This window comes from Lysobacter sp. MMG2, from assembly GCF_016735495.2.
Taxonomy (GTDB): Bacteria; Pseudomonadota; Gammaproteobacteria; order Xanthomonadales; family Xanthomonadaceae; genus Lysobacter_J.
On sequence record NZ_JAERQY020000003.1, the window covers coordinates 248,818 to 260,657 of the forward strand.

Sequence of the window (11,840 nt, forward strand, 5' to 3'; positions counted from 1 at the left end):
GTCGGACATACCGCTACAATCGCGGTTTTCGCCTGATCCGAGCCGTCCATGCACGAATCCATCATCGAGGCCCTGCGCCGCGGCGACGCCGCCGACGCAATCGCCACCGCCCGCGAGGCCATCGCCGCGCAGCCGCAGGACGCCACCTCGCACCGCCTGCTGGCCGCCGGCCTGCGCCTGGGCGGTGACCGCGAAGGCGCGCTGGCCGCGATCGACCAGGCCATCGCCCTGGCGCCGGAAGACGCCACGCTCCACCTCGAACGCGCCGGCCTGCTGCTGCACGAGCGCCAGCTCGACGAAGCCCAGGCGGCGCTTGCCCGCACCACCGGCCTGGACCCGAACCAGTTCCCGGCCTACATCATCCAGGGTCACCTGGCGCTGGCGCGCGGCGATCTGGACGAAGCCGCCCGCCTGTCGCGCACCGCCTCGCGCATCGCGCCGGACCATCCGCACATCGCTGCGCTCGAAGGCGGCCTGGCGATTCGCCGCGGCGACGCCGACCGCGCCCTGTCGATCATCAGCGCCGCCGCCGAACGCGCACCGGGCGACGCGCAACTGCGCCATGCGCTGGGCTTCGCCTACCTCGCCAAGGGCCATTTCGCCTTCGCCGAACAGGCCTTCCGCGGCCAGCTCGAACAGGACCCGACCTCGCGCCCGCTGCGCTTGCTCGTCGCCGACCTGGTCCGTCGCCAGGGCCGTCCGGCCGATGCCGCCGACGAACTCGCTCCGCTGCTGGAAAGCGGCGACGTCACCGTGGCGATGCAGCGCATGGTCGGCGAGCTGGAGCTGGAAGCCGGCCGCAACGAGCGCGCCCTGGAACTGCTGAGCCAGACCTTCGCCGCCGACCCCCAGGATCGTCGCAACGTGCTGCCGCTTCTGGAGGCCTGGCGCCGCACGGAGCGCTTCGAGGAAGCGCGCACGACGCTGGATGCCGCACTGGAAGAACACGTGGCGTCGGCGGACCTGTGGCGCGCGCGACTGCTGTTCGAGGAATTCGCCAGCGAGGAATCGCGCAAGGTGATCGAGCGCTGGCGCGCGGCGATGCCGGATTTCGTCCCCGCGCTCGAAGCGCAGGCCACGCTGCACGATCGCGTCGGCGAATCCGAACAGGCCGAGGCCATCGCCCGCCGCATCGCCGAACTGCAGCCGGGCCACACCCAGGCCGAGCTGCGCATCATCGACGCCCTGCTGCAGCGCGATCCCGACGCCGCCGTGGAGCGCGTGGAAAGCCTGCTCGCGCAGGCGCCGGATGCCGGCGTGAAGCGCGCGCTGCGACAGCTGCTCGGTCGCTGCTTCGACATCGCCGGTCAGCCCGATGCCGCCGTTGCGACCTGGGCCGAGCTGCACGCCGAAGTCGTCGATCAACGCCTGCCTTTGCCGGAGATCAGCGTCGGTGCCCCGCAGTGGCCCGACATGGCGCCGCTGCCGGACCCGGCCGGTGCGGTGCTGCTGCTGTGGGGTCCGCCGGGTTCGCTGGTGGAGCGCATCGCGCTCACCTTCGACCAGGCCGGTGCGCCGCTGCGTGCGGACCGCTTCGGCGCGCAGCCGCCGAACGACCCGCTGCAGCGCTACACGACGGTGCCGGGACTTCTCGACGGCACGCTCGACCCGGCGTACATGATCAGCCTGTGGCGCGCCGCGCTGCCGAGCCGCGGCATCCAGGACGGCAACGTCTTCGACTGGCTGCTGTGGTGGGACAACGCGCTGCTGCTCGCCCTGCGCGCGCACCTGCCCGAGGCCGTGTTGATGGTCGCGCTGCGTGACCCGCGCGACATGCTGGTGGACTGGCTGGCCTTCGGCTCGCCGGTGCCGCTGGCGCTGCCCTCGCCCGACGAGGCCGCGCGCTGGCTCGCCGCGAACCTGGCGCAGATCGCCGATCTGCACGAGCAGGACCTGTTCCCACACCGCCTGATCAAGCTCGACGACATCGCGCAGGACGCCAATGGCATCGCCCAGGCGATCGCCGACGCGCTGCAGATCGGCGTCGCGGTCGCGCGGCAGAACGAGTTGGGCCCGGTGCGCTTCGAGCCCGGCCACTGGCGCCGCTTCCGCGACACGCTGGCCAACGAGTTCGAGCTGCTCACCCCGCTCGCGCAGCGGCTGGGCTATCCGGCGGAGTAAGTCCGGGTTCCCCCCGGATGCGCGGGGGACTCACCACCCCCGCGCCACGCTACCGTTCGATGCGTCACCCGGAGAAACCCATGCAGATCCGCAGCAACAGCTTCCAGCACCGCGAGCGCCTGCCGGCGGAGTTCGCCGCCGGCCAGCCCACCGCCGACGGCTTCGGCTTCGCGCCCAATCGCAATCCGCACCTGGCCTGGGACGGCGTGCCGGCCGGCACGAAGTCCTTCGCCCTGCTGTGCATCGACCCGGACGTGCCGACGGTTGCCGAGATGGTCGGCAAGCCGGGCGTTGAAATCCCCGCCGACCAGCCGCGCGCGGACTTCACGCATTGGGCGATGGCGGACATCCCCGCCGATGTGCGCGAAATCTCCGCCGGCAGCTGCAGCGACGGCGTCGTCCCGCACGGCAAGCAGAACCCGTCCGGCCCGGCCGGCGCGCGCCAGGGCCTGAACGATTACACCGGATGGTTCGCCGGCGATGCCTCGATGGCCGGCGACTGGCGCGGCTACGACGGCCCGTTCCCGCCGCCGAACGACCTGCGCCTGCACCGCTACTTCTTCCGTCTGTACGCGCTCGACGTCGAACGCCTCGACTTGCCGGAACGCTTCACCGCCGGCGACGTGCAACGCGCGATGCACGGACACGTGCTCGACGAGGTGGCGATGTACGGCACCTATTCGCTCAACGCGTCGGTCACGGGCTGAGCGCCCGCGAACCTGGCGTGTGACCCGGGCGCAACGCACCGGGTCACACGGCACGCCTCAAGGGCGAGGCGCCCCGGACACGTCGCTCTCCACCACCATGTCGAGCACATACGCCTGCGACGGCGCGTCGGCCGGCGGGTTCTGGATCGCATAGCGCTTCACGCGCACGACGTTGCGCGTGCCGGCGACGTGCTCGAAACCTTCGATGTCCTGGAACAGCGGCTGCCAGTCGCCCGGCGTGCCCGTGCGCAGGCCCTTCTCGTCGAAGTGCACTTCGCGCACCTGCAGGCACTGCTTGTTCGGAATCAGCGGGTGGCTGCACGGCTTGGGCTGCGCGGCGACTTCGAGGAACACCGTTTCGCCCGGGCCACCGAAGCGCGTTCGCGCGGTGGGTTCACCGCGCAGGGTGAAGGCGTCGCCGTTCGCGCCGGTCAGCGTCAGCACCGGTGTCGCGCCGGATTGCAGCGCGGCCGTGAGTGCGCCCTTCAGGTGCTCGCCAACCGCGCCGTCCAGCGCCATGAGCTTCGGGTCGGTGCAGGCCATCATCGTCGAGGCCATGTCGCCCAGCGTCAGCGTCGCGCCGTCGAGCGTGTAGCGCCCGCTCATGCGGTTGCAGCTGTTCTCCACCGCGACGCGTCCGTCGACGAAGTTCAGGCGCAGTGGCTTGTCGGCGCGGGCGAACAGGGCGTCGATGCGCTGGCCCTTCGCATTGACGGCGTTTTCGAGCACCCAGTGATGGCCGCCGAGCACGGCGGTGTCGATCGCGGCCGTCGGTGCGGCAGGCGTGGCGGGCGAGGTCGCCGCCGGCGTGGCGGCGGGCGAGGCCGGCGGTTCCTGCGGCGCGCGCGCGCAGGCGGCCAGCGCGACGGACAGGGTCAACAGGGCGAATCGCTTCATGGGGCTCTCCTGAAAAAAGGCGACCCATGGAAACGGACCGGCGCTTAGGACGGGGTGAAGCTTCCCCGCTCCGGAAACACGCCCCGTTCAGAAAACGCGTCAGCTTCCGGCCGGCATCAGGTACAGCAGCACCGCGCCGAGGATGAAGCGGTAGATCGCGAACGCCGTGAAGCGGTGGCTCTGGATGTAGCGCAGCAGCCACTTCACCGAGATGAAGGCGGTGATCGCCGAGGCGACGAAGGCCACGCCCAGCGCGGCCCAGTCCTCGTGCGCGGCCTCGCCGTTGTGGAGCACGCTCACCAGCTCGTAGGCGGTGGCGGCGAACATCGTCGGAATGCCGACGAGGAAAGCGAATTCCGTCGCCGCCGCGCGCGAGGTCGTACCGGCCAGCAGCGCCACGAAGATCGTCGCGCCCGAGCGCGACGTGCCCGGGAACACGCCCGCCACCACCTGCGCGATGCCGACCAGGATCGCCACCGTCCAGGTGATCGTCGTGCGCTCGCCCAGCACGGCCGCGCGCTTGGCCGCGAAATGCTCGGCCGCGATCATCCACACGCCGCCCAGCACCAGCGCCCAGGCGATCGGCGTCACTTCATCGGGCAGCTCGAAGCCGAGCTTCTTCACGATCACGCCCAGCACCGCCGTCATGCCGAAGGCCACGGCCAGCTTGAAGGCGTAGTCGCGCGCTTCGGCCGCGTCCATCGGCATGCCCGCCGGGCTGTGCTCGGCCAGCGCGCGCTTGCCCAGGAAGCCCATCGCCAGGTCCCACAGGCGCTGGCGGTAGATCAGCACCACCGCGAGGATCGCGCCGGCCTGGATGGAGATGTTGAACAGATCGCTGCGATGCCCGAGCCAGCGCTCGGCGATGAGCAGGTGGCCCGTGCTGGAGATCGGCAGGAACTCGGTGATGCCTTCGATGATGCCGAGCAGCAGGGCGGCGAGCAGGTCTGTCATTGGGCTGGGGGATTCGGGATTCGGGATTGGGGATTCGCAAAAACGCGGTGCGTCTCGCTGACGGCGAGCGCGGAACGGCGCAGCATACCGGATGGCCATGGACGCACCACCTTGACGCAACCGTCACACCGGCTGCATCGATTTGGTGCAAACAGACGCCAGGTCGGAGCCACGCTCTAGTTGAATCAAGGTGTTAGCCGATCGTAAAAGTTGGCACGACCCATGCGTAAGTAATCCCGTCACCGCCCGCGCGGCCGGCTTTTTCCAATCCCGAATCCCGAATCTCAAATCCCGGAGTCCCCATGTCGATCGAACACGTAGAAAAGCTCATCAAGGACCATAAGGTCGAGTTCGTCGACCTGCGCTTCGTGGACATGCGCGGCGTGCAGCACCACGTCACCTTCCCGAAGTCGATCGTGGAACCGAGCCTGTTCGAAGACGGCAAGATGTTCGACGGCTCGTCCATCAGCGGCTGGAAGGGCATCAACGAGTCCGACATGGTGCTGCTGCCCGATGCCAGCACCGCCTTCCTGGACCCGTTCACCGCCGATCCGACGCTGGTGCTGACCTGCGACATCCTCGACCCGGCCACCATGCAGGCCTACTCGCGCGACCCGCGCGGCGTCGCCAAGCGCGCCGAGGCCTATCTCAAGGCCAGCGGCATCGCCGACCAGGCGTTCTTCGGCCCCGAGCCGGAGTTCTTCATCTTCGATTCGGTCCGCTTCGCCAACGACATGGGCCACACCTTCTTCCACATCGACTCGGAAGAAGCGCACTGGAATTCCGGCCGTGAATACGACGGCGGCAACACCGGCTACCGTCCGATGGTGAAGGGCGGCTACTTCCCCGTCGCGCCGCTGGACACGCTGCACGACATCCGCGCCGAGATGTGCAAGACGCTGGAACAGGTCGGCATGGAAGTGGAAGTGCACCACCACGAAGTGGCCAACGCCGGCCAGTGCGAGATCGGCACCAAGTTCAACTCGCTGGTGAAGAAGGCCGACGAGCTGCTGACGATGAAGTACGTCATCAAGAACGTCGCCCACCGCAACGGCAAGACCGCGACCTTCATGCCCAAGCCGATCGTCGGCGACAACGGCAGCGGCATGCACGTGCACCAGTCGCTGGCCAAGGGCGGCGTGAACCTGTTCTCCGGCGACGGCTACGGCGGCCTGTCGCAGATGGCGCTGTGGTACATCGGCGGCATCTTCAAGCACGCCCGTGCGATCAACGCCTTCGCCAACTCGACGACGAACTCGTACAAGCGCCTGGTGCCGGGCTACGAAGCGCCGGTGATGCTGGCTTACTCGGCCCGCAACCGTTCGGCCTCCTGCCGCATTCCGTACGTCGCCAATCCGAAGGCGCGCCGCATCGAGATCCGTTTCCCGGATCCGATGAACTCCGGCTACCTGGTTTTCGCCGCGCTGATGATGGCCGGCCTTGACGGCATCAAGAACCAGATCGACCCGGGTGCACCGAGCGACAAGGACCTGTACGACCTGCCGCCGGAAGAAGAGAAGAACATCCCGACCGTCTGCCACAGCCTCGACCAGGCGCTGGAAGCCCTCGACAAGGATCGCGACTTCCTCAAGGCCGGCGGCGTGTTCACCGACGACTTCATCGACGGCTACATCGCGCTGAAGATGCAGGAAGTCACGCGCTTCCGCGCGGCGACGCACCCGCTCGAGTACCAGATGTACTACACGATCTGATCCAGCCGCGGCCCGGGGCGAATGCTCCGGGCCGCGTTCGTTCGGCAGTACCGCTTTCGGCAACACCGTCCTTGGCAACACCACGGTCCGAAGGAGATTCGCGATGGAGATCCGCACCGGCGGTCTCGATCATCCCGCTGTCGTCGCGCTGCTGCAGGAGCACCTGCAGGGCATGGCGCAGCTGTCTCCGCCGGAAAGCATCCATGCGCTCGACCTCGACGGCCTGAAGACGCCGGACATCACTTTCTGGTCGGCATGGCAGGACGATGAACTCGTCGGCTGCGGCGCGTTGAAACAGCTCGACGGCACGCACGGCGAGATCAAGTCGATGCGCACCGCATCCCGGCACCGCCGCAAGGGGGTGGCGGCCGCGATGCTGGCGCACATCGTCACCGAGGCCGATCGCCGCACCTATCGACAACTGAGCCTGGAAACCGGCTCGATGCAGGGCTTCGAGCCGGCGCGACGCCTGTACGCGCGCTTCGGCTTTCAGTCGTGCGGTCCGTTCGCGGACTACAAGGACGATCCGAACAGCGTCTTCATGACGCGGGCCGTGTAGCACCCACGACAGCAGCACCGCACCACCACCACAACCAGTGAGGGAAACCAAAACGACGGGCCGCGCCCGCCGCAAGGCGAGTTCGTCCCGGAAAACACGCGGGAATCGACCACACACGCCCGCGTGGCAAGAGCACGAAGCAATGACCGGGGAGGGGCCACCGCTTATGAGGAGCCTGCGTCATGTCGTCTCGCATCCATGCAAGCAATACCGCTGCATCGCTCGTCTCCATCGTCCTGGCTGGCGCGATTTCGTTCGCCCTGCCGAACGATGCGATCGCCGGCGTGTCCGGCTCGGTCGCATTGACCAGCGACTACATCTTTCGCGGCATCTCGCAGAACAACCAGGAACCGGCGCTGCAGGCCGGCGTTGAATACGCCGCCGACAGCGGCTTCTACGTGGGCTCATGGGGCAGCAACGTCAGCTGGCTGTCCGACACGCCCGTCGTGGACAACGACATCTCCAACAGCGTCGAGCTCGACTTCTACGGCGGCTATCGGGGCAAGTTCAACGACACCGTCGGCTTCGATGTCGGCGCGCTGTACTACTGGTATCCCGGCGACTATCCCTCCGGCTTCAACAGCCCGGACACGGGCGAGCTCTACTTCGGCATCAGCGCCGGCGTGTTCTCCGCCAAGTACTCCTATGCACTCACCGATCTGTTCGGCTACGCCGACTCGGACGGCTCGGGCTATCTCGACGCCGCGGTGAACTGGGAGTTCGTCCCCACCTGGACGCTCAACGCGCACGCCGGCAAGCAGTGGATCGAGAACAACGAGGACTTCGAGTACGTCGACTGGAAGCTCGGCGTGACCAAGACCTTCGAAGGCGGCTTCGCCATCGCCCTGGCCTACACCGACACCGACGCCGAAGAGGCCCTCTACACCAACGTGCACAACAACTACCTCGGCGACGACACCGTGGTGCTCACGCTCACCAAGACGTTCTGACCCACCCTTTTTTGAAGCCCCATCCACACGGAGCTGCGAGATGAAACTGATCACCGCGATCATCCGGCCGTTCAAGCTCGACGAGGTGCGCGAAGCGCTCACCGAAGTCGGCGTGTCCGGCATCACCGTTACCGAAGTGAAGGGATTCGGTCGCCAGAAAGGCCACACCGAGCTTTATCGCGGCGCCGAGTATGTCGTCGATTTCCTGCCGAAGCTGAAGGTGGAGTGCGCCGTCGCCGAGGCCACGCTCGAGGCCGCGCTGGAAGCGCTGGCGAACGCGGCACGCACCGGCAAGGTCGGCGACGGAAAGATCTTCGTGCAACCGCTCGAGCGCACGGTGCGGATTCGCACCGGCGAGCTCGATGACGATGCGCTGTGAGGTGGCCGACATGAGCCATCTCCCGACCCTTCCGGCGCCCGATCCGTCATTCCCGCGAACGCGGGAATCCAGCGACTTCGATCCACCCATCCATGCATCCGAAGGGAGACACGACGTGACACGCATCAAGGCACTGGATCCCCGCGTGCGCGGGGATGACGAGATGGGCACTGCGGCGATGTCGGCAACCGACCGCCGTCGCGCCGTCGACATGTTCCGCGGGTCTCGCCTCGCGGCCTGCCTGTCCATGCTCTTCGCGCTCGCCACACCCGCGCTCGCCCTCGCCCAAGACACCGCAGCTGCCGCCGCGCCGACGGCCAACAAAGGCGACGTCGCCTGGCTGCTCGTCTGCGCGGCACTGGTGATCTTCATGACCCTGCCCGGGCTCGCGCTGTTCTACGGCGGTCTGGTGCGCAGCAAGAACGTGTTGTCGGTGCTGATGCAGTGCCTGCTCGTGTTCTCGCTGGTGGCGGTGCTATGGGCGCTGTACGGCTATTCGCTGGCCTTCACTGCGGGCAATCCGTTCATCGGCGGCTTCGACCGCGTGTTCGCGAAGGGACTGGACGCCACCGCGATGGGCGCGACGTTCACCAAGGGCGTCTACATTCCCGAGCTGGTGTTCTTCGTGTTCCAGGGCGCGTTCGCGTGCATCACCTGTGCGCTGATCATCGGCGCGTTCGCCGAACGGGTGAAGTTTGCCGGCGTGATGCTGTTCACCGTGCTGTGGTTCACCTTCGCCTACACGCCGATGGCCCACATGGTGTGGTTCTTCCCGGGACCGGACGCGTTCACCGACAACGACGCCGTGCCGGGCGTGCTGGCGCAGTCGGGCTTCCTGTTCGCGAAGGGCGCGCTCGACTTCGCCGGCGGCACCGTGGTGCACATCAATGCGGCGATCGCGGGCCTGGTCGGCTCATACGTGATCGGCAAGCGCGTGGGTTACGGGCGTGAGGCGATCAAGCCGCACAACCTGACGCAGACGATGGTGGGCGCCTCGATCCTGTGGGTGGGCTGGTTCGGCTTCAACGCGGGCTCCGCGCTGGAAGCCAACGCGGTGGCCGCACAGGCGTTCGTCAACACGTTCCTGGCGACGGCCGCGGCGGTGCTGGGCTGGACGGCGGTGGAGTGGATCAGCAAGGGCAAGCCGTCGATGCTGGGTGCGGCGTCGGGCGCGGTCGCGGGGCTGGTGGCGATCACGCCCGCGGCCGGCTTCGTCGGTCTGTGCGGTGCGCTGATCATCGGCGCGCTCGCTGGCGCGGTGTGCCTGTGGGGCGTGAACGGGCTCAAGCGCCTGCTCGGCGCGGACGATGCGCTGGACGTGTTCGGCGTGCACGGCGTGGGCGGCATCCTCGGCGCGTTGCTCACCGGCGTTTTCGCTTCGCCCTCGCTGGGCGGCGCGGGCATCTGGGATTACGTCACCGAAACCGCACTGCCCGAATACAGCATCGCCTCGCAGGTGTGGATCCAGTTGCAGGGCGTGCTGGTGACGGTGGTGGTTTCCGGCGTGGTCGCGCTGGTCGCGTTCCTGATCGTGAAGTACACCGTCGGGCTGCGCGTGCCGGAGGAATCCGAACGCGAGGGCCTGGACATCACCTCGCACGGCGAGTCCGCCTACGAGAACTGATGCAGTAGAGCACCGAGGCAAAGTGGCGTGCGTAACCCCTCCCGCGCACGCCACGGCAGCGCGCGACGGCTCACCCCGTCGCGCGCTTTTTCCGGTAACGCCGCGCCAGTTCACTCGCCAGTGCGATGCCTGCGGTGAGCGCCGCCATCGACAGGAACTGCGCGCGCGTATCGGCCGACGACAGCAGTAGCGCGAAGATCAACGCCAGGATCGCCAGCGCGGCGACCGTCAGCCACGGAAAGCCGCGCATGCGGAACGGCAGCGGGGTACCGGCGCGATCCGCACGGCGACGCAGGATCAGCTGCGAAAGCAGTGAGATCGTCCACACCAGCAGGCACGTCGAACCGACGACGTTGAGCAGCACCGGCAGCACGCGGTTCGGGTACCACAGCTCGAACACGGTGGCGACGAAACCGAACAGCACGCACGAGAGCACCGCGAGCACGGGCACCTGGCGGCGGTTCAAGCGGGCCAGCCAACGCGGCGCTTCGCTGCGCTGGGCCAGCGAGAAGATCATGCGCGAGGCGCCGTAGAGGTTGGCGTTGAGCGCCGACAGCAGCGCGATCACCGCGATCAGCGTGATCGCCGTCGCCGCGCCCGGAATGCGCGCCGCTTCCAGCACCGCCGCGAACGGCGAGCGCAGCGCCTCGCTGGTCCACGGCACCACCGCGATGATCACGCTCAGCGAGCCGATGTAGAACACCAGGATGCGCCACGCGACCGTGCGGATCGCACGCGCCAGGCTGCGCGAAGGATCGGCGGTTTCCGCAGCGGCGACGGCGACGATCTCCGTGCCGCCGAAGGCGAACACCACCACCAGCAGCGCCGTGCCGATGCCGGCCCATCCCTTCGGCGCGAAACCGCCGTGGCCGGTGATGTTCGAAAGCCCCGGCGACGCCACGCCCGGCAGCAGGCCCAACACCAGCGCTGCGCCGATGAGGATGAAGGCGACGATCGCCGCGACCTTCAGGATCGCGAACCAGAATTCGAACTCGCCGAAGTTCTTCACGCCCATCAGGTTGATGGCGGTGAACATCAGCATGAACGTCAGCGAGGCCAGCGGCACCGACAGTTGCGGCCAGACCGTCGCGAGCAGGCCCGCCGCGCCGACGGACTCGGCGGCGATCACGATCACCAGCTGCGCCCACCACAGCCAGCCGACGGTGGCGCCGGCGGTCGCGCCCATCGCATCGGCTGCGTATACCGAGAAGGCGCCACTGGCCGGCTTGGCGGCGGCCATCTCGCCCAGCGCGTTCATCACGATGATCACCAGCGCACCGGCGACCAGGTACGACACCAGCACCGCCGGACCGGCCGCCTGCACGCCCACTCCGGAACCGAGGAAGAGGCCGGCGCCGATCGCGCTGCCCAGGCCCATCATGATCAGCTGTCGCGGCTTGAGGGCGTGTCCAAGCTCGGGGGCCGGTGAGGCAGTGGGTGCGGGCATCGGGTCGCGTTGAGATTTTTTCGGGGGCGCCACCATACCGCGTTGCGACGGTCCGGCCGCGTGCCGAAGCGGGCGGGCCCGGGCCGGTAGCACCGCCTTCGACGCACGCCGGCGAACATGGGCGCACCTCACGCCCGGCTCTCGTGCGCCGCGCTAACGTGATCGCATGGATACACGCACCCAGACCCTGCCGCCGGGCTGGCGGATCGACGCGACCGGTCCGTTCCCGGGCAGCCGCGCCTGCGTACTGCGGCTGAGTCGCTCGGACGGGCTCGAAGCCGTCTGGCAGCTCGATGGAGACGCGGTGCAGTGCGAGGCGGTGCGGCAGCTGGCGGCCGCCATGGCCCTCACCGGCGAAAGCTATCGCGACGAGGACGAGGACCGTCCGGGTCCCCTGCTGGCGCCTTGATCGGGCTGGATTCTTGCCCCGGCGCCGGGAAGCAGCCGATGGGTATTCGGAAGGGGAAGTTCCGAGGGGATGGGCGTCGGC

The 11,840-nt window shown here is 68.2% G+C and carries 11 protein-coding genes; 8 read left to right on the top strand and 3 right to left on the bottom strand.

The features are described from left to right. The first annotated feature begins 48 nt into the window (after positions 1–48). Entirely contained in the window at positions 49–2,121 is a 2,073-nt protein-coding gene (locus tag JI752_RS13070) for a tetratricopeptide repeat protein (RefSeq protein ID WP_216964749.1), read from the top strand. 80 nt (positions 2,122–2,201) lie between these two features. Then, positions 2,202–2,828, top strand: a complete 627-nt coding sequence (locus JI752_RS13075) for a YbhB/YbcL family Raf kinase inhibitor-like protein (RefSeq protein ID WP_216964751.1) — start codon at positions 2,202–2,204, stop codon at positions 2,826–2,828. A 57-nt stretch (positions 2,829–2,885) separates the two neighbouring features. Here JI752_RS13075 and JI752_RS13080 read toward each other — a convergent pair whose 3' ends face one another. Both JI752_RS13080 and JI752_RS13085 read right to left on the bottom strand, forming a co-directional pair. Then, complete coding sequence (locus JI752_RS13080) at positions 2,886–3,725, bottom strand: META and DUF4377 domain-containing protein (protein WP_216964754.1); 840 nt, start codon at positions 3,723–3,725, stop codon at positions 2,886–2,888. A gap of 99 nt (positions 3,726–3,824) precedes the next feature. Continuing rightward, on the bottom strand, positions 3,825–4,679 hold the full coding sequence (locus JI752_RS13085) for an undecaprenyl-diphosphate phosphatase (protein WP_216964756.1): 855 nt from the start codon (positions 4,677–4,679) through the stop codon (positions 3,825–3,827). A gap of 302 nt (positions 4,680–4,981) precedes the next feature. On the opposite strand from JI752_RS13085, the gene glnA reads away from it, so the two are divergent. From glnA to amt, 5 genes are all read left to right on the top strand, one after another. Then, positions 4,982–6,391 (top strand): type I glutamate--ammonia ligase, encoded by a 1,410-nt coding sequence (glnA, locus tag JI752_RS13090; protein ID WP_216964758.1) that lies wholly within the window; start codon positions 4,982–4,984, stop codon positions 6,389–6,391. 103 nt (positions 6,392–6,494) lie between these two features. Continuing rightward, on the top strand, positions 6,495–6,950 hold the full coding sequence (locus JI752_RS13095) for a GNAT family N-acetyltransferase (RefSeq protein ID WP_216964761.1): 456 nt from the start codon (positions 6,495–6,497) through the stop codon (positions 6,948–6,950). Between the two features lie 182 nt (positions 6,951–7,132). Beyond that, complete coding sequence (locus tag JI752_RS13100; RefSeq protein WP_216964763.1) at positions 7,133–7,900, top strand: TorF family putative porin; 768 nt, start codon at positions 7,133–7,135, stop codon at positions 7,898–7,900. Positions 7,901–7,940: 40 nt separating this feature from the next. Next, positions 7,941–8,279: a P-II family nitrogen regulator gene (locus JI752_RS13105; protein ID WP_216964765.1), complete on the top strand. Its 339-nt coding sequence runs from the start codon at positions 7,941–7,943 to the stop codon at positions 8,277–8,279. A 247-nt stretch (positions 8,280–8,526) separates the two neighbouring features. After that, positions 8,527–9,903 carry an ammonium transporter gene (gene amt / locus JI752_RS13110; RefSeq protein ID WP_216965362.1) on the top strand — a complete coding sequence of 459 codons (1,377 nt, stop codon included), beginning with the start codon at positions 8,527–8,529 and terminating at the stop codon, positions 9,901–9,903. Positions 9,904–9,973: 70 nt separating this feature from the next. On the opposite strand, the gene JI752_RS13115 is transcribed toward amt, so the two are convergent. Beyond that, positions 9,974–11,350, bottom strand: coding sequence for an amino acid permease (locus tag JI752_RS13115; RefSeq protein WP_254200760.1), 1,377 nt, complete (start codon positions 11,348–11,350; stop codon positions 9,974–9,976). 166 nt (positions 11,351–11,516) lie between these two features. On the opposite strand from JI752_RS13115, the gene JI752_RS13120 reads away from it, so the two are divergent. Then, entirely contained in the window at positions 11,517–11,759 is a 243-nt protein-coding gene (locus JI752_RS13120) for a hypothetical protein (RefSeq protein ID WP_216964769.1), read from the top strand. The last annotated feature ends 81 nt before the right edge of the window (positions 11,760–11,840 follow it).